Here is a 20,310-nt window from a genome sequence, read left to right as displayed (position 1 = left end):
AACCTACAAGAAGCACAAAATATCGTCGCTGAATCAAGTGTTTGCCAACAGCCTATTCGTGGAGCGTTAGGAGCTGCAATGATTTCCCATGATTATGAATATCATTGGATAATGTTTCTTTTTTTATGCAAATAATTATTGGGAACGAGGCGTTTCTTCTGATTTACCTGAAGATTATTATGATTGGGTTGAGCAATATTGTATTGAACAGGATTTAGCCTCAAGCAGTTTTATTTTTAAAATGATGAGTCATATCATGACGACTGAACGATTTCCGATTTAAGCGAAACATTTGATGCTCAAATTACAAAAATAAAACGCCCCATAGGACGTTTTATTTACAGATAAATCGCTACTAATTTTTAAGAAGCGGCAACAAATTTTGCACGTGCTGCGTGTAGTTTTTTATAACTTTCAATTAAACGCAAATGACGATCTAAACCTTCAAGTTGCATATTGGTTTCAGTTAATCCGTAAAAACGAATACTGCCATCCATTGAACCAATCACTGCATCCATCCGTTCATCCCCAAACATACGGCGGAAATTGTGTTCATAATCATTAAGATCAAGCTCATCATCAAGCTCAACTTCTAAGACCACATTCATACATTGATAGAACAAACCACGCTCTACCGTATTGGTATTGTATTGTAAGAATTGTTCCACCAAATCTTTAGCTGCTTCAAATTCTTGCAATGCAATATAAATTAGAAGTTTAAGTTCTAAAACGGTCAATTGTCCCCACACGGTATTGTCATCAAACTCAATCCCGATCAAGGTGACAATATCGGTATAGTCATCAACTTCAACTTCTTCTAAACGTTCCACCAAAGCTTCAAGCTGTTCTTCATCTAAACGGTGAATATTTAAAATATCTTCACGGAAGTCTAAGGCTTTGTTGGTGTTGTCCCAAATTAAATCTTCAACCAAATAAATTTCAGAATAATCAGGCACCAATATACGACAAGCTGTTGCACCAAGGTGCTGATATACCGCCATATAGGCATCTTTACCCATATCTTCTAAAATTTTGAACAAGGTTGCAGCCTCGGCTTCATTATCACCTTTGCCTGTAAAATCCCATTCCACAAACTCATAATCTGACTGTGCACTAAAGAATTTCCAAGACACCACACCGCTTGAATCAATAAAATGTTCAACAAAATTATTAGGTTCAGTCACTGCATTGCGACTAAAAGTCGGTTTTGGTAAGTCATTTAAACCCTCGAAACTACGTCCTTGTAGCAACTCTGTTAAGCTACGTTCCAATGCAACTTCAAGTTTTGGATGTGCACCAAACGAAGCAAAAACACCCCCAGTACGTGGATTCATCAAAGTGACACACATCACAGGATATTTTCCACCAAGTGAAGCATCTTTGACTAAAACAGGGAAACCTTGCTCTTCTAAACCCTTAATGCCTTCAACAATACGCGGATATTTCGCTAAAACGTCTTCAGGAACATCAGGTAATGCGATTTCACCTGCAATAATGTCACGTTTCACGGCACGTTCAAAAATTTCAGACAAACATTGTACTTGCGCTTCAGCCAAAGTATTGCCTGCACTCATACCATTAGAAAGATACAAATTTTCAATCAAATTCGATGGGAAGTAGACTGTTTCGCCATCCGACTGACGTACAAAGGGCAATGAACAAATACCACGGGCTTTATTGCCTGAGTTGGTGTCATATAAATGTGTACCTAATAACTCATTTTCAGGGTCATAAATTTCACGGGTATAGTCATCTAAGATTTCAGTCGGTAATTCACCATTTGGCCCCGGTTGGAACCACTTTTCATCTGGATAATGTACAAATGCAGCATTGGCAATGTCTTCTCCCCAAAACTGATCGTTATAGAAGAAATTACAGTTTAAACGCTCAATAAACTCGCCTAAAGCTGATGCCAAGGCACTTTCTTTGGTGGAGCCTTTACCATTGGTAAAACACATCGGCGATTGTGCATCACGGATATGCAAAGACCATACATTTGGGACAATATTACGCCATGAAGAAATCTCAATTTTCATACCTAAACCTGCCAAAATTGCTGACATATTGGCAATGGTTTCTTCTAAAGGTAAGTCTTTACCCGCAATAAAGGTGGTACTTTCTTTGGCGAGGTCTGGCATGAGCAAAGCTTGAGCATCTGCATCAATGCTTTCCACTTCTTCAATGACAAACTCTGGACCCGTCTGAATCACTTTTTTGACGGTACAACGGTCAATGGAACGTAAAATACCCTGACGGTCTTTGTCTGAAATATCGGCAGGCAATTCCACCTGAATTTTAAAAATTTGCTTATAACGATTTTCAGGATCAACAATATTATTTTGCGACAAGCGAATATTATCAGTGGGAATGTCACGTGCTGCACAATACACTTTTACAAAATACGCTGCACATAAAGCCGAAGATGCAAGGAAATAATCAAACGGTCCTGGTGCAGAGCCATCGCCTTTGTAGCGAATCGGCTGATCGGCAATCACCGTGAAGTCATCAAACTTCGCCTCTTGTCGAAGATTGTCGAGATAATTGACTTTGATTTCCATGTGAGCACCTAAAGCTTTTATGTGTATTTACAAGCACATAAATTGCAAAATATTTAAATCAGTCGAATTTTAGCAATTGACTAAAAATAGAAAAATGAGCGAATGAATGAAATTGAAATATTTCAATTTCCATCACTCAAAAAGAATGGGCACTATTATAAAGGGATTTTAAGCAGTTGATAATGTTTGTCTGTAATTCCGTATCATTTTGCTTAAATTTTATAAAATTTATGCTTCCCCCTATCAGATCGATTACTGAGCAGGCAAAACCAACAAAGCAAGTTGAAAAGTGATAGAACGATCAAAAAAAGACATTCTATCGTTCTTCCTTGTCTGTCCATTATGGTGCCCGAACCAATTGCTGAGCATTAAAAATACAGGTGCTCATATATTCGCTATAGACAGATAATTTTTCAAAAATATGTTCTGAATAAAACATATCATCAATCAAATGTTGTGCCTGATGCTGCGTTAACGTCATCAAAGGAACTAAAATTTGAGCATTTATTTCTGCAAAATCTGCACACAGTTGCATATACTGCGTATCTTTGTTTTTAAATAATAATTTACGCATATCTAACACTGCAATGTCTAATTTTTTAGTGACTTTAGCCAGTGTAAAAATTCTAACCCCCAGTTGTATTTCTAAAGTTTTTAATTGAGTTAAATTGGGCTGAACATCTGAAATGATAAAAATATGATTGATTTTTTCATTACATAACGCAGCGAGTAAATATTGATATAAAAATTCAGCCTCATTTTGCGCTACATCACTCAATTGAATGGAAAAATTTAAGTCTTTTAAAATTTCAGTATGCTGTGCCAGTTGCATCTCACTGGTATTGAAATATGAATTAAAAACCGTCAATACCGTCGGGGTTTTCGGGGTGGTATAAAGCGTTTTTAGATTTAAATTGGACAAAATAAAAGGTGCAAATAAATAGGCAATATCATGACTGAAAGGATGAATCGCACTTTGAATAATTGCATTAAAATGAGAAGGTTGTTGATTTCTAAGTTGAGCCGCATGCAATAATTGAGCCTCAAGACGATCTTGAGTGAAATCTTGTTGGTCTAAAATCGTTTTAAAGCAGATTTCACCTGCAAAAACTTCGCTGATTTGCTGAAGTATTTTTGTTTTAAACATACATAATTCCAATGTATTCATTTTGCACTGTTATAGTATAAAAAGCCTATAGTCTTTCATCTATAGACAGATTTCGGCTAATTTCCTATAACAGATGCACTTTTTCCACTGATCTGTTTAATGTTGCGTCAAACTCTCCCACACCAATTGCAAGTTGGGATTGGCATTGATTTTACTTTTTAAAATATGAATTTCTTGTCTTGAATAATAAGATGCATTACCCACTATTTTTAATTTATTTTGCTTAATTTCATTATTCACCACATTTTTAGGCAGCCAAGCCACTCCTAAGCCCTGTAGAACCAATTCTTTTAAATCTAATGCATTATCAGTTTCATATAAAATTTTATAATCCAAGGCATGAACAATCTGATCTACATATTTCCTTAAATAAGCTTTAGCGCCATACATCAACAATGGGATGTGCTTATCTTTCTCAAAATCATAAGTTTGTTCTACCGTACATACAGGAATAATATCCATTTCCCCTAATTTACAATGGCTAATTAAACTGTCATCCAAAGCATTTAATAAGGTGGCATCTGCATAACAAATTAAAAAATGACAGCCTCCCTCCTTTAAATTTTTTAATCCTTCACCTACGTTATTGGTAATGATTTCAAGATGAAAATCCTTTAATTTTTCGGGTAAAAATTTCACAACTTGTGAGAAATAATTCGACATTAATGAATGAGATACCGAAAATTTAATAATTTTATCTTGTGTATTGAGTTTATTCAGCAAGCCTAAAGTCAGATCGAGTTGATCTTTGATATTTTTCGCCGTGGATAAAAGCACTTGTCCAACTTCATTAAATTCAATATTTTTGCCGTTTCTTATCAGAATTTCTTGTCCTAAATCCATTTCAATTTGCTGGATTCTTCGTGTAAATGCCGACTGCGTGACAAAACGAATTTCTGCCGCTTTAGAAATCGACTTCATTGTATCCAGTGCCAAAATATCTTCAATCCATCGAATATCTAAACTCATTTTACGTTTTCCTTTGGTTAAAACACCTTCATTGTATGCAAAAAATGCATACATTTTTCATTTTTTGCATTGGTCAGGCTGATTTTTTAATTTTATGCTTTTATTAAATCTTCATTGGACAATCTTCATGTCTCAGCATCGTTTAGAATCAGATTTACTTGGTCAAAAAGAAATTCCTGCACAAGCCTATTATGGCGTACAAACATTAAGAGCACTCGAAAATTTTAATTTAAGTGCAACAAAACTATATCACTTTCCTTTATTTATCAAAGCACTTGCCATGGTAAAGTCGGCATGTGCAGAAGCCAACTATCGTACCGAATTACTCCCTGAAAATAAGCGAAAAGCAATTCAATTTGCATGCAATGAATTAATACAAGACAAATACCAAGATCAATTTCAAATTGACATGTTACAAGGGGGTGCTGGGACTTCGACCAATATGAATGCCAATGAAGTCATTGCAAATATTGCTTTAGAGTTTATGGGGCATGCAAAAGGTGAATACCAATATTTGCATCCCAATAATGATGTCAATATGTCGCAGTCGACCAATGACGTCTATCCAACCGCAATTAAACTTGGGTTGTTGTTAAGCTTGGAAAAATTAACACCACCTTTCAATGCCTTAGTAGAAAGTCTAGCGCAAAAAGGAATTGAGTTTGCAAATGTGGTTAAAATGGGGCGTACCCAATTACAAGATGCTGTACCGATGACACTCGGACAGGAATTTTCAGGTTTTTCAGTCACTTTAAAGAAAGACATTGATAAAATCATCGATATTTCATCTGAAACCCTCTGCTATGTAAATCTTGGCGGCACTGCGATTGGTACAGGAATTAATGCTTCTGAACAATATAAGAAAGAAGCACTTGCAGCATTGTCGAATATCACCCAACGTCCCATGATGACTGCACCACACTTAATCGAAGCAAGTTCTGATATGGGTGATTTTGTTCTACTGTCAGGCTTACTCAAACGTACAGCAACCAAATTGTCAAAAATTGCCAATGATTTACGTTTGCTTTCAAGTGGGCCACGCACGGGTATCAACGAAATTAATTTGGAGCCTCGTCAACCGGGCAGTTCAATTATGCCGGGTAAAGTGAATCCTGTTATTCCTGAAGCCGTGAATATCGCATGTTATCAAATTATTGCCAATGATTTAGCCATTACCCTTGCAGCAGAGTCAGGACAACTGCAACTCAATGCGATGGAACCGTTAATTGCACTCAAATTATTTGAATCTATTGATCTGTTAGAAAAAACCGTCAAAATGTTTAAAAATTATTGTATTGATAGCGTGACGGCGAATGCATCACAATGTAAAAATTTCGTGGATAATTCCATCGGTATTATTACCGCGCTGAATCCATACTTGGGCTATGAAACCACCACTCGCATTGCTAAAGCTGCCAATGAAACAGGTAAAAGTATTTTTACGATTATTGAAGATGAAAAACTCCTGAGTAAACAATCTTTAGATGATATTTTTTCAATTAAAAATTTAGTCAATTTCTAAACATCAACAATTCAGTCAACAAAAAGGAAATGTCAGGACATTTCCTTTTTTACTCTGCGTTGAAGATCTAAATCTCTATGTTTTCGTCTATTACAATAGCCCGATTTGTTGAAATAAATTTCGATATGCTGCTGCTTTCAGATCTAAGGCCAAAGGATAAGCTCGAGAGGATGACGGCATACGATATAAAGTGAGATGTCGTTGATCAAAAATCGTGTGCACCGCCTGACCAATTTGTGGTTTGTCAGTACCTTCAGGCATGGACAACATCAGAGTATCTGTGGCTTTATCACCTGTGGTCATGATGTTGCTACATTCAGGCATCTGATCTAACAATAATTTTAAATTGGTTGGCGTTTCGATCTGCAAAAATTTATCTGAAGCATTCCCTTGTAAACGGATGACCTGATACGCCGTGTCAAAAATTGCAATGCCCTTTTTGCTTAAAAAATCACGTATTTTTTGTTCTTTGAAATTTTTATTAGCTAAATCTAAAAAGTAGTTTTTGTCCTGAAAAAAAATTAAACCAAAAATCCGCCACATATCATTTTGATAGTTCGGATAATAAAAATCCATTTTCCAACGCGTTTTTGGCGGTGGAAAACTACCTAACATCAAAAGCTTAGCATTTTTAGGTAAAAATGGGTCTAAAGGATGGGTTTCTATAGTTAAATCAGACATTTAAATAAATTCAAAAATTGATATTTATGGCTTAAATCATAGCACTTTTAGTGCATAAACATCGGTTTTTATTTTTTAAAAATGATCCTGAATTTTGTCATTCACAATATTTTCACAAAATGTTTTTTATAAAGATTGATTTCATTAGCTTAAATGACAGTGCTTTATTGAGATAAAAAATAAATATGTGGACTTAAAAATATAGGTAACCAATGCACAATCATACATGTCATAAAGTAAGGATGTTGGTGATCTTGAAATTTATATCGACTGCGTGCCATAAGTGAATATTATTATTTTGAATGATCTAACACCGACAAATTTCCTCATTTCAACATAAAATAGTGGAACGAGGGAATATAGCCTCCAAAAAATGATTACAATCTAGTTTCTAAATCTATTTTTTTGATTAAATCTGGAATCCTGTGATCCCCATACATTTTAATAATACTTTCCTTTGCAATATTTAATGGAATATCAATAGAAGTTATATATAGTGGCTTTTGACTTTGACCTCGAAAAATAACAGAATCCTCAGGCGTATCTTTAAAATAATTCTTTGCCACCCCAATAATTGGTTTTTTAGTACTTAAATTATCCCATAAATGCTTACCTAAACCCGTTTTTTTTCTGCCCCTAAAAATACATACCCATCAATTACAATACACTCATATTCCTCTTGAATATTTTCTAAAATTTTCAAAATGCATGGAAGTTCACGTTTATAAAATTGTCCTGGAATATACTCTGTAATATCATTTATAAACAAATCATAAATCTTATAGAACTTCTCACTATTCCAATCCTGAAAAAGACCTGCTACACATTTAGCAGTATTTTCGTGATAATAAACATCAATCACAACAATCATAATGTTAACTCTGATTGATTTAAAATAATTTTTACATCTGAATTTCGTTCTTCTTTGAAAGTGGCCTTTACATTCAGTAAGCATTTCTCTATTGATTCATTTAATTCATCTTGCAAAATTTTCTCTTCCACTGTTGGGGAATATTTCCTTTTAACTGTAATATGAATACTTCTTAACTCATATAATTCTGACAAAAAATTAAAATCTATAACATTTGTTTCATAAAAATCAATCTTCTGTACCTGTGTTAACTTACTTAAATGAACAAGTTTAGAGACGTAGTCATCATCAATATAATCACCAGCAAGATTAAGTTGTTCAGAAAAATCCCAATTGAGAAGATCTGATAGATATTGTACTGGGAGAAATTTAAATAATTCTAGCTTTTCTTGACCTAATATAGAAAAGTCCTTCTCAATCCGTAAGCGTCCCAACTTATTTTCTGGGTTAAAACGAATAAAAAAATAATCATCGAACCAATATTCTGTCAACTTTCCCTCATTTATTTTACCACGTTCATAAATACCACCATGGTCTAAATTAAAAGACTCTACTGACTGATTTTTGCCAAAATTGATATAAGTATCCTCAATACCATCCTCATAATATGCTTCAGAAAAATATCCATGAACAATAACGCCATTAAATAACTCGCCATTGAGTTTAGCCTGCTCACCATGAAAAACGACTACACCAGGATCAACCATTGGAAGATCATCATCAATTTCTTCAGCTAAGCAAACAGGTCTATATTTCTCCCCTTTAACTCCCGCATTAACATGATAAGCTGTATAAAAGTATTTTTTTTCCTCAAAGAACATGATTCCTGTAAATAAGACATCACCGTCATAGTACAACTGATCTTTAAGCGTCAAACCAAAATCAAATATTCTTTTTTGCATCATTTTCGCCCCGTTGGAATATTGACCTCTTCAGGAATAATACCACTACAATGTGTACAAGCATCAAATCGCCCACCTTGCTTATTAGTACTATTATTTCAGCACATATCATATTTTGAATATGAATGTTATGATATTTTTTAATTTAATTGTCTCGTTCCACCCCTTACAAAGTATACTTCTCAGATGGAATGCTAAACTGGTTGATTTTTATATATAAACAATAGTCAAAAAGCAAACCTATTGATTCCAATTTATATACACATCACATCCGTATCTCATTTTCCATTTATAGGACGCTACGTGTATGATGCAACGTTATTTATTCATTTAATTCTGATATGAAAAATACACTTTTTGATCACTATCAAATTGATGTGGTTTCTACTTTTTCTGAACTCACCACCTTAAAGTTTCACGGCGCTGTCAACGCCATGTGTTGGCAAAGAAACTTAGTTGGTGATTTTAAAGAAATTGTCAACAAACTTAAATTGACTGAAAATATTACTGAAGTTTCTGTGGATGATCTATGTGCCTTAAAACTCACAAAAAATGCCCATCTTGCCCGAGAACACATCATCAATGATATACAACTACTGACCGATTTTGGTGCTTCTCCGTGTCTCAATCTATTAAAAAATTATGAACGTGACAATGAGCTTGATTTTATTTCAACCGATGTCTATTCCTATCATGTCGACCGTTCGCCCATTGAAACAGACACTTTTTTATGTACTTATTATGGTGCTGCGAGTGATATTTTACCCAATGCTCAGGTTCAGCAAAAAATCTTGATCCCTGAAATTAGAGCAAAACTGAAAGAACTTCATGATGGTACAGATGCAGAATTCGAAAACTTTCTTAAAGAATATTTCTTTGATCTACATTATGAACCTAAAGCAGATGCCAAACCAATCAATTTAGGTCTAGGACATCTTTGGCGTTTAGCTGTAGACCATCCAACACAACATGTTTTGCCTTGTGTGCATCGCGCGCCTCAGGAAAATGAAGATGAATATCGCCTATTGTTAATTTGTTAATGCATTAACCCAATACGATAATGCAATCATCAGCGGATTGGGTTAATTTTGATTTAAATCAATACACTACTCTAAATAAAAGGTTTTTAATGGTGGATAGCCATTAAACTCAACGGATGCATAAGATGTGGTATAGGCACCCGTACTGAGCCAATATAAACGATCTCCCATGACCAAATTTTGCGGCAAAGGATAAGCGATTTTCTCATACATAATATCTGTCGAGTCACAGGTTGGGCCTGCCAAAATGACGTTAGATTTTGCCATATTATTCTGCATTTTAGGGGTATAAATCGGGTATTTAATCATTTCCCCTAATGTTTCAATTAAGCCATTAAATACCCCAACATCGGTATAAATCCACCGTTTTTCATCTTGCTCCGATTTATGTGCAATAAGGACAATCTCTGAGACAATCACACCCGCATCCCCCACAAGTGAGCGTCCTGGCTCTAAAAACAGCGTGATTTTTTGCTGAAAATATTCATCTAAATAGCTTTGTATTTGCTGTGCATAGCTTTGAATGCTGTCAATATCTGCCAAATATTGTGCAGGAAAACCTCCACCCGCATTGATCAATTCAAGCTGAATGCCATGTTGTTGCTCAAGGGTCTCAAACACATGCTTTACGGTTTTCAGTGCAGTCCGCCATACCGTAACATCATTTTGCTGACTGCCAACATGGAAGGATACGCCATAAGGTTGTAGCCCCATCTGTTGGGCTTTCACCATCAGATCAATCGCCATATCAGGGTCACAACCAAATTTACGTGATAATGGCCAATCTGAAGTCGTACCCGACTCTACTAGCACACGGACAAATACTCGAGCATTGGGTGCAAATTGCGCGATTTGTTCTAAATCGGCCTGTGCATCGGTCACAAATAAGCGAACACCTTTGTCATATGCATATTTCACATCTGCTGCTTTTTTAATGGTATTACCAAAGGAAATACGTTCAGCGGCAATACCACATGCCATCACTCGATCTAATTCATAAATGGAGGCAATATCAAAATATGAACCCAGTTGGTCTAAACGTTGAATAATTTCACAACTTGGATTGGCCTTGACTGCATAAAATAGATGTGCTTTGGGAAAGCTATCTTGCAGTTCCTGATATTTAAATTCAATTCGCTCTAAATCCACCACTAAAAATGGACTCGGTTTGTTTGCAGCAAAATTTTGGATTTTTTGCCATTGTTGTGAAGAATAATAATTCTCTAAGTTCATCAAACATTTACTCGCTTTTTTTGTGGCGCTTGAATCAAGCGAGATTGTGTTTTAAACGGCACTGCCAATCTTGCAGCGTAGGTTCTTCAACTAAATCTTGAAATTCGACACTGATACCAAGTTCACGCCATTGGCCAACCAAGGTCATCAGGCTCACTGAATCAAGACCGAGCATAAATAAATTGTCATCATTTTGAATTTCACTTGCGTCGATTTCGAGTTGTTTGGCAATGGTTTGACGCAGTCCTTCCAAAGTTAAATCTGCATGCATCATACAGCCTCCATTGTGAGCGCTTCTGTTTGCAACTCGGTTAATACCGTTGCTGTATCTACGACTTTGGCACAGCGACCTGTCGCATATTTCAGTGCCATTTCATGCTCTGCTAAACTAAAATCTGCGAGCGCATCCCCCACTAAAAAGGCTTGCATATCCAACATAAAGGCTTCAGCGGCAGTTAGTAAACAACCAATGTGTGCATACACCCCACAAATCATCAGTTGATCACGCCCTGCATCTTTCATGCGTTGTTCAAAATCACTTTTCTTAAATGCACTATAACGCCATTTGGTCAACACAATATCCTGTGCTGTAGGTTGTAAACTCGGAATAATCTGCACAATATTCGGATCTGCAGCCAAGCCTTTGCCCCAAAAATCGGTTAATAATTGACGATGCTCTACACTCTGATCGCCAGGTTGAGCTGTGTAATACACAGGAATGCCTTGCGCATGACATTGATCAATCAACTGACGGCAATGTTGAATCAACTCAGGAATAGGGGCTTGGCTTTGATCATAAAAATCTAAGAAATATTGTTGTAAATCATGCACCAATAGTACGGCACGACTTGGATCAAGCGTCCAGTTGACTTTGTTTGTTGGGAAATTTTGTGCTTGTGGCATCGGATAACTTGCAATACGTGGAATAGCCATGTGTGATTTACCTTGTAATTTATAAAATTTAAAAATATTTTTACGCCACTAAACGTTGTCTGAGCGCTTTTTTATCGATTTTACCCAAAGCCGTATAAGGCATATCGGCAACAAATTCGATACGGTCAGGAATCTTATAAGTCGCCAACCCATAGTTTTGAACGTACTGTCGAAGTTGCATCATTAAGCGTGTTGTACTCGGGTCTTGTGCATCGCTACGCCATTGAATATAAGCGCAACTTTTTTCACCTAACATTGCGTCGGGCATCGACACCAACGCCGACTGAATCACTTGAGGGTGCTGATTTAAAACTTGTTCAACTTCTTCGGTCGCGATTTTTTCACCGCCCCGATTAATTTGCTCTTTACTACGCCCTTCCACAATGATGTTGCCAGCCGCATTGATCCGTACTAAGTCTCCTGTGCGATAAAAACCATCGACAGTAAATGCATTCCGATTATGTTCTGGTGCATTAAAATAACCACGAATGGTATAAGGCCCTCGCGTCAGTAAATGTCCTAACTCACCTTGAGCCAGTTCTTGATCATCATCATCGACCACTTTGATTTCATCATCCGCACTGATTCGACTGCCTTGTGTAGCAATGATTTGCTCAACATCATCTGTATAGCGGGTATAATTCACCAAGCCTTCAGCCATACCAAAAACCTGTTGTAAACGGCATTGATATTGTTCTATCAATTGTTGTGCCAAAGCATCTGCCAAACGGGCACCGCCCACTTGTAAAAATTTTAATTGAGCGAAGATATTGTCTGCACCTTTTTGCACAGCTTCTGCCCATGTTGCAGCCAAGGCAGGAACCAATGCCACATGTGAGATCTTGTGCTGTTGAATCAGCGCAAAACACGTGCTTACTGAAGGATCTGGCGATAAAACTAACGTACCACCTGCATAAAACACTCCTAATGAGCCTGGGGAACTTAGACTAAAATTATGTGCTACAGGCAGCACCATTAACATTTTGGTCTGAGGATTCAGTTCACAAATTTCAGCACTAGCACGCACGCTATATAAATAGTCATCGTGTGTACGTGGAATTAGTTTTGGTGTCCCTGTACTACCACCCGACAATTGAAAAAATGCGACATGACGCGCGCTCACTTGAGGTTCAATCACACACGGTTTTTGAAATGCCTGTGTATTTGACCATGCTTCAAAACATGATTCATAACCGATTACATCACCGACCACTAAAACCTGTTTTAAACTTTCACAACGATTTAAGCATTCACGCGCTAATTTACGATAATCAAAACCCATAAATTGATCGGCACAGATATACAATTTTGCTTGCGTTTGGGTAATAAAATGACTGACTTCTGCATGACGGTGCGCAGGTAAACTCATCACAGGACGCATACCAATTCGTAACGCAGCAAAATAAGCAATAAAAAATTCTGCAATATTGGGCAGTTGAATCACCACACTGTCGCCAACTTGATAGTTTTTTTGTGTTAAATAGACGGCGAACGCATCAATATGTTGTTGTAATTGACGATAACTAAAATGACGCTGACCACAAATTAAAGCGGTATTCTCGGCATATTGATCTGCACATTCGATGAAAAACTCAGTTAAGGTTTGCCCACGCCAATACCCCTTTGCAATATATTTGTCCACAAACTCAGGTGGATATTGCACAATGCCATCCCACAGCTTTTGTTCTAATACGCTTGATTCAGACATGGCTTCACCTTATTGATAGCTGAGTTGATCAGCGTTTAAACCTAAGCCATTCAGCATGGTATTAAACTTGGCAATAGTTTCATTTAATTCACTGGTCGGTTGCGATGCCTCCACGATTCCTGCACCCGCATATAAGCGCGCGGAATGTTCAAAAATACGACCACAACGTACATTTACTGCCCACGCACCATTGCCTTGGACATCACTCCAGCCCATGGTTCCTGCAAATAAATTTCTTTGAAAGGGCTCTAGTTCTGAAATTAACTGACGTGCTAAAGGTGCAGGTTGACCACATACCGCAGGTGTAGGATGTAAAATAGAAATAAGATCAAAAACATGCATTTCAGGATCTTTCAATGTGCCCTTAATCTGTGTGGCTAAATGCCATACCGTTTGAGTCTTAATCAGCGATGGTGTTTTTGGAATCGTTAAACTTTGACATAAAGGTGAAAGCTGATCTGCAATAGCTTCAATCACCACTGCATGTTCATGTTGATCTTTGGTCGATGTCAGTAAACGCTGTGCCTGTGCTTGGTCTTCATGAGGGGCAGCACTTCTTGCTAAGGTACCCGCAACAGGATTGCTAAAGACATATTGATTTTGTTTGGCAATCAGTAATTCAGGACTTGCTCCCATAAACCAACCTGATTTTTTCGGGTCTTGCGCCAAAGCAAAGGTATAGCCTTCGGGATTGTTATGAAATAAACGATAGAATAATTCAACGACTGAGAATTTATGCGTACTGTGTAGATCGATCGCACGCGCTAACACTGCTTTTTCTAATTCTGTCTTTTTCATCAACTCCACGAGTTTAGCCACGCCGTTGACATAATCTACTTGTGGCGGTACCAACGTGGCTTGAACGTTTGAATGCCCTTTACTTGCGGCTAAATGCGCTAAACCATCACTGACATAGCTGTTTTTCGCTTCAGCAACGGACATCTCAGGTAAGTCACGATGATCAAAAGGTAAACTCCCAACCAAAATCAGTTCAGCATTTCCTGTTTGCTGAATTTTTTGTTGAAGTTTTTGTTGTGCATGTTGCAACCATGCCTGTTGCTGCTGCTCGAAAGAAAGTGCTGTATTACGGTCAAATTGAATATTTTCAAGTAACTTTTGACTTGAAATTGCCCCTGTAGGTGTTGCAAATACAAACCCTGCGACATCGGTTTCAATTAAATCTTCCTTGGTTATTCCAATCATGTTTTTAAATACTGATGGTTCTACTGGCAACATATTTGCTCTCGCATTTTCAGTTATGTTTTTAACAATTCAGCCTAAAAGCCATTTGACTCTAGGGGCTGAACGCAACTACTATAATGATTATTATTCTCATTTATTAATGATAATTGTTATCTTTTGTAAAAATCAGAGGGACTTAAATATGTCTTCAGTCTTTATTGTGACGGGTGCCGCACAAGGTATTGGTGCTGTTGTTGCAGCGAAATTATTGCAACAAAACCATCAAGTGATTGGAATTGATCTCAATCCTGAACTTACAGCATGGGAAATCATGCAGAAAATTACGCCATCGCAACAACAAAATTTTTATGCGATTGCGCATGACATTTCTCAAACAAATGGTTTGATTGAACAGATTCAACGGTCACCTTGGGCTGATCAAACCATTACAGGCTTAGTCAATGCTGCGGGTATCTTGGAAATGGGCAGTTTGCTCGATACTACAGCCACCCAATGGCAGCATAATTTAGCCATCAATTTTCTAGGCCCTGCGCTATTGTCACAGTGGGTTGCCAAACAAATGATGCCACATCAAACAGGGGCTATCGTCAGTATCAGCTCCAATGCCGCATTGATTCCACGTATGAATATGGGACTATATGCCACCACCAAAGCCACAGTCAGTCATTATTTTAAAAATCTTGCCTTAGAACTTGCACCGCATGGTATTCGCTGTAATTTGGTATTGCCTGGCTCAACCCTAACACAAATGCAAAAACAATTATGGACAGATGAGCAACCACCACGTGGCATTGTTGAAGGAAATCTTGAACAATACCGTAATGGTATTCCACTCGGGAAAATGGCTGAACCCGAAGATATTGCCAACGCTGTTTTGTTCTTACTTTCAGATCAAGCCAAACAAATCACCATGCATGAACTCGTCGTAGATGGTGGTGCAACACTTGGGGTTTGATGAGTTTTCAGCACCACTGCCAGATTTACTCTGGCAGTTTTTTTTCAATTGTTAAATCGTCTGCTTTTAGCTGAGGTTGCTGTAACCATAGGCGTAACATCCGCATAAAATCATGCCAGTATTCAGCTAAAGCCTCGACATCATAAAGTTCTTTGTGACCATCTACAGCAAGGTATAGACGCTCGACACCATCGACAAATTTATTGGTAATGGCAATATCAAAATCTTCAATTGGACCTGCAGAAATGGTCGTTTTGGTTAATTTACACCCTTCAAATTGTTCAGGCAAAGGATAAGGAATCCAATTGACAATCGGACCAAATAAAATATTTTCCATTGGTTCAAAACCGTCTAGCACATAACGCATTTGCTCAAAATAGCTGTTCTGGTGTGGACGAATTTCATTAAAACGCTGTGCTAATAGTTGTACCGTTTGCGCTAGATTTTCCTGTCCTGTACCTGCCAAACGTAAAGGCAAAATATTCATTACTAAACATGGAATGCGCATCGCCGCCGTACCTAAACGTGACATCATGGGCACGCCAAAACATTGCTGAAGATCTCCTGACTGTTTGGCTAAATAGCGCATCATGACTGCCATTACCACCATCGCACTAGGTAATTTTAGTTGTGCAGCTAAATCATTCATGTGCTGCTGTGTTTCCCAATCAATCACATCTTCATAGCGAGGACCTTGATAAAAAGGTTGTTTTAATTTTCGTTTGAGGCGTTTCTTTGGAGCAAGTTCGTTGGAAAAATTTTCACGCCAAAATGCTAAATCTTGCTGCGCTTTTGGCGATTGTAAATAACGCTGTTCCTCTGCCAAAAAGCGATCAAAATGCTCAAAAGCTTTATTCTTCAATGCCGTGGAATTTTTTAAAGATTGGTAATAATCTAAAAAACGATGAATCATCAACCCATAGGCATAACCATCCAATGCCACATGATGTGCTCTAAAAAATAAACCGTATTTTTCATCATCCAAGTGTACAAAAATATAATCGTAGAGATGCCCTGTGCTGAGATCGAACGGTGGTTCAACGGCTTGATCTGCCCAAGCTAAAACAGCTTGCTCATCTAAATGTGATAAATCAATAAATTGTGCTGCTCGTACGGCGACATCATCAACGCGGTAGGCTTTACCGTCTATGTCAAGCGCACGCCAATGTAATGCTTTGGCTTCTTTGAGCGTAGATGCAATGGCTTGGTGAAAGATTTCCCGATCAAGCGGACCTTCGATCACCAACCATTCTGCGGTATGAAATGGATAACTGCCGTGATAATGATGCCCTTTCCACATACTGTGTTGTGCACGAGTTAAGGGAACGAGAGATTGCATTTTTTGCATGAGTCATTGCCTAAATCAAACAATTTTTATCAAGATCTATAAAAATTTGAACGATATATATTGAAGAAAAATGATGAATACTTTTGTGTCGGAAGCATTGATGTAAATTATTAAATATAATCATTATTATTTGCAAATGATATTTATTATCATTACAATAAACCAACATGATTCGTTTTCGATGGTTAAATCATGAGACCTTGAACCACATTTTTTCAAAGAGTAGACGACACATGTCGAGATCTATTCCCTCAGCACGATACTTCCCACACGTAATGAACAAAGAAAAATCATTTGGGCTAAAGGTAAAAAACGATTACAAGCACGTATACGATCCGTGATTTTTTTAAGGCATAAATGTGAATTTAAAATTTGAAATTATTTTAATCTTAATGATCAGTGGATGGGTCACGGTCATCGTCACTGAATTTTTGTTTCTAAAATTTTATCATTAGCCTAATGAAAAGCTCAACAAGTGATGATGACCACACTGAATTGATCACAAGCCCCCTTCTCCTCTTAGCGTAAGCCCTGATGCAACCTAAGAGGAGAAGGAATCATTTGTTGAAACGATATTACATGAAACGTTCATTGGGCATCAAAATATTAAAGAAAGCCTTTGACTAAAAAGAAACTTCCAACACACAGTAATAACACAGCAAAACATTTTTTTAATACGCTTGGTGATAAAGCATGTGCTGCTTTTGCACCGTATTTTGCGGTAAAGAAACTCATGATACTAATGCCTAAAAAAGCATAAACATGAATAAAACCAATGGTATTTGGCACGTTCACTTGTGCATTCATACCAAAGACCATAAAGCCCAAAGCACCAGCGATGGCAATCGGGAGACCGCATGCTGCAGATGTTCCTACGGCTTTTTGCATGACGACACCATAATGTGTCAGATATGGCACCGTTAAACTTCCTCCACCAATACCAAAAATTGCCGAGGCAATCCCAATGCCTGCACCAGCACCCATTTGCTTTGCTGTAGAGGGTAACTGTTTGGTGGAATCAACCGCTTTTTTAGCGCCCATAAACATATTGTAGGCAACCCAAAGTAAAAACAAACCAACAATAAATTGTAAATGTACACCTGACAGCCAACCTGCTATCCCAGCACCTGCAAAACAGCCAATCGCCATCGGCGGGGCTAAATTTTTAAATACAGGCCAAATCACAGCGCCATTTTTATGATGTGCCATCAATGAACTGATCGATGTCACAACAATCGTCGCCAATGACGTGCCTAAAGCCAAATGCATGATGACATTAGGGTCATAGCCCATTTGCGTAAAGACAATGTATAACAATGGCACAATGATGGTGCCGCCACCGACGCCAAACAGCCCTGCTGCAAAACCAGCCAAAGCCCCGATGACTAAAAATATAATGAGTTCCACAAGATACTAACTTTTAAAAGGGATTAAAAAATGAAGTGAGAAATATTTATAACAAGAAACCTCTATAGCCAATTGCATTCATACACAGTTAAGCAATTTCAACCTGTGTTTGACCCACTTGATGATAAGCACGATTAAAATAAACCAAAGCCTGATCTTCTTGATTCTTTTGAATTGCGACAATTGGACAGATAAAAATCGTATGTGTTCCCACTTCCTGAATATCTGAAATTTCACAATCAAAACTAACCAAAGCATCAGCTAACACAGGTGATCCTGTTTCAAGCTCAGTCCATTTTCCCAAAGCAAAGCGCTCATCTGAATTGAGTTTAGATGAAGCAAATGCATTGGACAGTTTTTCATGCTGGGCACCGAGCACATTTACCGTCAACACTTTATTTTCAACAAAATGCGTATGAGAACGTGATGACTTATTCATACAGACCAATAATGTCGGTGGTGTATCCGTCACACTGCACACAGCAGATGCTGTAAAACCATGAAAACCAGATTCGCCAACGGTGGTCACCACATTGACCGCACTTGTTAACGAAGACATTGCATTTTTAAAGTCTGTTGCATTCACCATGACCGTGTTCCTGTTCGCCTAAAACGCTGTATTTGACTGTAATGTTAAAAATACTGTGCCGTTCAGATGTAAATATTGCTTTGTAGTTCCTTGTTCGTTTTAGAAAAAGGAACTTTACATATAAGTTAAATGTTGAATTATCGAGCTAATTCCTGACGAATAATCTCTGCACCTGCGCTTAACGCATTTAGTTTGCCTTGTGCCACTTCACGTCCTAATGGCGCCATACCGCAGTTTGTTGAAGGATATAGCTTATCTGCATCTACAAACTGTAAAGCTTTACGCAAGGTATCTGCAACCTGTTCAGGTGTTTCAATCACATTGGTTGCGACATCAATGGCACCAACCATCACTTTTTTACCGCGGATGAGTTCGATTAAATCCATCGGTACACGAGAGTTTTGGCATTCAAGTGAGATGATATCGAGCTTCGATTGCTGCAGTTTCGGGAATGATTCTTCGTATTGGCGCCATTCATTACCCAAAGTCTGTTTCCAATCGGTATTGGCTTTAATGCCATAACCATAGCAAATGTGAACTGCAGTTTCGCATTTCAAACCTTCAAGCGCACGCTCTAAGGTCGCAATCCCCCAATCATTGACTTCATCAAAAAATACATTAAACGCAGGCTCGTCAAATTGAATGATGTCCACGCCTGCCGCTTCAAGCTCTAAAGCTTCTTGATTCAGGATTTTAGCAAATTCCCAAGCCAATTTTTCACGGCTCTTGTAATGACCATCATACAAAGTATCAATCATCGTCATCGGGCCAGGCAAAGCCCATTTGATCGGCTGATGGGTTTGGCTGCGTAAGAATTTTGCATCATCCACAAACACTGCTTTCTTACGCGATACTTCACCTACGACAGACGGTACACTTGCATCGTAACGATTGCGAATACGCATCGTTTCACGCTTTTCGAAATCAACCCCTTCAAGATGTTCAATAAATGTGGTCACAAAATGCTGACGGGTTTGTTCACCATCGCTCACAATATCAATGCCTGCATGGATTTGTTCATGTAAAGATAATTTCAACGCATCACGTTTTGCATCTAATAATTCTTCGCCTTCAAGCTTCCATGCTGACCACAGTTTTTCAGGTTCAGCCAGCCAAGACGGTTTAGGTAAGCTGCCAGCAGTTGACGTTGGAAGTAACTTTTGATGTGTTAATTGGGCCATATTCGATCTTCTATCTCTATTTTCTTTAAAACGGGTGGTTTA

General features: G+C 37.8%; 18 protein-coding genes. 3 read left to right on the top strand and 15 right to left on the bottom strand.

Annotated features, from left to right (window positions below; translation table 11 throughout):
- Positions 1–362: 362 nt before the first annotated feature.
- The 3 genes from HUV91_RS04145 to HUV91_RS04135 form a co-directional block, all read right to left on the bottom strand.
- Positions 363–2,558: an OsmC domain/YcaO domain-containing protein gene (locus HUV91_RS04145; protein ID WP_174492626.1), complete on the bottom strand. Its 2,196-nt coding sequence runs from the start codon at positions 2,556–2,558 to the stop codon at positions 363–365.
- A gap of 340 nt (positions 2,559–2,898) precedes the next feature.
- On the bottom strand, positions 2,899–3,705 hold the full coding sequence (locus HUV91_RS04140; protein ID WP_174492625.1) for a hypothetical protein: 807 nt from the start codon (positions 3,703–3,705) through the stop codon (positions 2,899–2,901).
- 117 nt (positions 3,706–3,822) lie between these two features.
- A complete protein-coding gene (locus HUV91_RS04135; protein WP_174492624.1) occupies positions 3,823–4,695 on the bottom strand; it encodes a LysR substrate-binding domain-containing protein in 873 nt (290 codons plus the stop codon).
- A 127-nt stretch (positions 4,696–4,822) separates the two neighbouring features.
- Between HUV91_RS04135 and HUV91_RS04130 the strand changes: the two genes are divergently transcribed.
- Entirely contained in the window at positions 4,823–6,217 is a 1,395-nt protein-coding gene (locus HUV91_RS04130) for an aspartate ammonia-lyase (RefSeq protein WP_174492623.1), read from the top strand.
- Positions 6,218–6,307: 90 nt separating this feature from the next.
- On the opposite strand, the gene HUV91_RS04125 is transcribed toward HUV91_RS04130, so the two are convergent.
- From HUV91_RS04125 to HUV91_RS04115, 3 genes are all read right to left on the bottom strand, one after another.
- The gene (locus HUV91_RS04125) at positions 6,308–6,898 is read right to left on the bottom strand and encodes a uracil-DNA glycosylase family protein (RefSeq protein WP_174492622.1); all 591 of its coding nucleotides are present in this window, start codon (positions 6,896–6,898) and stop codon (positions 6,308–6,310) included.
- A 613-nt stretch (positions 6,899–7,511) separates the two neighbouring features.
- The gene (locus tag HUV91_RS16570) at positions 7,512–7,769 is read right to left on the bottom strand and encodes an endonuclease V (protein WP_228721830.1); all 258 of its coding nucleotides are present in this window, start codon (positions 7,767–7,769) and stop codon (positions 7,512–7,514) included.
- Positions 7,766–8,674 (bottom strand): hypothetical protein, encoded by a 909-nt coding sequence (locus HUV91_RS04115; RefSeq protein WP_174492621.1) that lies wholly within the window; start codon positions 8,672–8,674, stop codon positions 7,766–7,768. The genes HUV91_RS16570 and HUV91_RS04115 overlap by 4 nt, the downstream gene beginning before the upstream one ends.
- A 338-nt stretch (positions 8,675–9,012) precedes the next feature.
- Between HUV91_RS04115 and HUV91_RS04110 the strand changes: the two genes are divergently transcribed.
- Positions 9,013–9,711 (top strand): DUF1826 domain-containing protein, encoded by a 699-nt coding sequence (locus HUV91_RS04110; protein ID WP_174492620.1) that lies wholly within the window; start codon positions 9,013–9,015, stop codon positions 9,709–9,711.
- A 66-nt stretch (positions 9,712–9,777) separates the two neighbouring features.
- On the opposite strand, the gene HUV91_RS04105 is transcribed toward HUV91_RS04110, so the two are convergent.
- From HUV91_RS04105 to HUV91_RS04085, 5 genes are read right to left on the bottom strand one after another with little or no spacing between them, the layout of a single operon-like run.
- The gene (locus HUV91_RS04105; protein ID WP_174492619.1) at positions 9,778–10,944 is read right to left on the bottom strand and encodes a type III PLP-dependent enzyme; all 1,167 of its coding nucleotides are present in this window, start codon (positions 10,942–10,944) and stop codon (positions 9,778–9,780) included.
- Positions 10,945–10,978: 34 nt separating this feature from the next.
- The gene (locus HUV91_RS04100; protein WP_130073495.1) at positions 10,979–11,218 is read right to left on the bottom strand and encodes a phosphopantetheine-binding protein; all 240 of its coding nucleotides are present in this window, start codon (positions 11,216–11,218) and stop codon (positions 10,979–10,981) included.
- Entirely contained in the window at positions 11,215–11,877 is a 663-nt protein-coding gene (locus HUV91_RS04095) for an isochorismatase family protein (RefSeq protein ID WP_174492618.1), read from the bottom strand. Before HUV91_RS04095 ends, HUV91_RS04100 begins: the two co-directional genes overlap by 4 nt.
- A gap of 40 nt (positions 11,878–11,917) precedes the next feature.
- Entirely contained in the window at positions 11,918–13,585 is a 1,668-nt protein-coding gene (locus HUV91_RS04090) for a (2,3-dihydroxybenzoyl)adenylate synthase (RefSeq protein ID WP_174492617.1), read from the bottom strand.
- A 9-nt stretch (positions 13,586–13,594) separates the two neighbouring features.
- The gene (locus HUV91_RS04085; RefSeq protein ID WP_174492616.1) at positions 13,595–14,821 is read right to left on the bottom strand and encodes an isochorismate synthase; all 1,227 of its coding nucleotides are present in this window, start codon (positions 14,819–14,821) and stop codon (positions 13,595–13,597) included.
- A gap of 148 nt (positions 14,822–14,969) precedes the next feature.
- Between HUV91_RS04085 and HUV91_RS04080 the strand changes: the two genes are divergently transcribed.
- Positions 14,970–15,743: an SDR family oxidoreductase gene (locus HUV91_RS04080; RefSeq protein ID WP_174492615.1), complete on the top strand. Its 774-nt coding sequence runs from the start codon at positions 14,970–14,972 to the stop codon at positions 15,741–15,743.
- Between the two features lie 25 nt (positions 15,744–15,768).
- On the opposite strand, the gene HUV91_RS04075 is transcribed toward HUV91_RS04080, so the two are convergent.
- The 4 genes from HUV91_RS04075 to HUV91_RS04060 form a co-directional block, all read right to left on the bottom strand.
- Positions 15,769–17,091, bottom strand: coding sequence for a condensation domain-containing protein (locus tag HUV91_RS04075; protein ID WP_174492614.1), 1,323 nt, complete (start codon positions 17,089–17,091; stop codon positions 15,769–15,771).
- A 606-nt stretch (positions 17,092–17,697) separates the two neighbouring features.
- The gene (locus tag HUV91_RS04070) at positions 17,698–18,498 is read right to left on the bottom strand and encodes a sulfite exporter TauE/SafE family protein (RefSeq protein ID WP_174492613.1); all 801 of its coding nucleotides are present in this window, start codon (positions 18,496–18,498) and stop codon (positions 17,698–17,700) included.
- 88 nt (positions 18,499–18,586) lie between these two features.
- A complete protein-coding gene (locus HUV91_RS04065) occupies positions 18,587–19,087 on the bottom strand; it encodes a flavin reductase (protein ID WP_130073488.1) in 501 nt (166 codons plus the stop codon).
- Between the two features lie 137 nt (positions 19,088–19,224).
- Positions 19,225–20,268, bottom strand: a complete 1,044-nt coding sequence (locus tag HUV91_RS04060; RefSeq protein ID WP_174492612.1) for a methionine synthase — start codon at positions 20,266–20,268, stop codon at positions 19,225–19,227.
- Positions 20,269–20,310 lie beyond the last annotated feature (42 nt).

This window comes from Acinetobacter sp. Marseille-Q1623 (assembly GCF_902809895.1).
Lineage (GTDB): Bacteria > Pseudomonadota > Gammaproteobacteria > Pseudomonadales > Moraxellaceae > Acinetobacter > Acinetobacter piscicola_A.
Note: the sequence above shows the minus strand (reverse complement) of the source record. Positions and strands in the feature narration are given on the sequence as shown.

Bases quoted from the DNA above. Each gene is read 5' to 3' on its own strand.
- HUV91_RS04145 (WP_174492626.1), bottom strand. From the start codon at position 2,558: ATGGAAATCAAAGTCAATTATCTCGACAATCTTCGACAAGAGGCGAAG.
- HUV91_RS04140 (WP_174492625.1), bottom strand. From the start codon at position 3,705: ATGTTTAAAACAAAAATACTTCAGCAAATCAGCGAAGTTTTTGCAGGT.
- HUV91_RS04110 (WP_174492620.1), top strand. From the start codon at position 9,013: ATGAAAAATACACTTTTTGATCACTATCAAATTGATGTGGTTTCTACT.
- HUV91_RS04065 (WP_130073488.1), bottom strand. From the start codon at position 19,087: ATGGTGAATGCAACAGACTTTAAAAATGCAATGTCTTCGTTAACAAGT.
- HUV91_RS04105 (WP_174492619.1), bottom strand. From the start codon at position 10,944: ATGAACTTAGAGAATTATTATTCTTCACAACAATGGCAAAAAATCCAA.
- HUV91_RS04100 (WP_130073495.1), bottom strand. From the start codon at position 11,218: ATGATGCATGCAGATTTAACTTTGGAAGGACTGCGTCAAACCATTGCC.
- HUV91_RS04085 (WP_174492616.1), bottom strand. From the start codon at position 14,821: ATGTTGCCAGTAGAACCATCAGTATTTAAAAACATGATTGGAATAACC.
- HUV91_RS04080 (WP_174492615.1), top strand. From the start codon at position 14,970: ATGTCTTCAGTCTTTATTGTGACGGGTGCCGCACAAGGTATTGGTGCT.
- HUV91_RS04125 (WP_174492622.1), bottom strand. From the start codon at position 6,898: ATGTCTGATTTAACTATAGAAACCCATCCTTTAGACCCATTTTTACCT.
- HUV91_RS04060 (WP_174492612.1), bottom strand. From the start codon at position 20,268: ATGGCCCAATTAACACATCAAAAGTTACTTCCAACGTCAACTGCTGGC.
- HUV91_RS04115 (WP_174492621.1), bottom strand. From the start codon at position 8,674: ATGATGCAAAAAAGAATATTTGATTTTGGTTTGACGCTTAAAGATCAG.
- HUV91_RS04130 (WP_174492623.1), top strand. From the start codon at position 4,823: ATGTCTCAGCATCGTTTAGAATCAGATTTACTTGGTCAAAAAGAAATT.
- HUV91_RS16570 (WP_228721830.1), bottom strand. From the start codon at position 7,769: ATGATTGTTGTGATTGATGTTTATTATCACGAAAATACTGCTAAATGT.
- HUV91_RS04095 (WP_174492618.1), bottom strand. From the start codon at position 11,877: ATGGCTATTCCACGTATTGCAAGTTATCCGATGCCACAAGCACAAAAT.
- HUV91_RS04135 (WP_174492624.1), bottom strand. From the start codon at position 4,695: ATGAGTTTAGATATTCGATGGATTGAAGATATTTTGGCACTGGATACA.
- HUV91_RS04090 (WP_174492617.1), bottom strand. From the start codon at position 13,585: ATGTCTGAATCAAGCGTATTAGAACAAAAGCTGTGGGATGGCATTGTG.
- HUV91_RS04075 (WP_174492614.1), bottom strand. From the start codon at position 17,091: ATGCAAAAAATGCAATCTCTCGTTCCCTTAACTCGTGCACAACACAGT.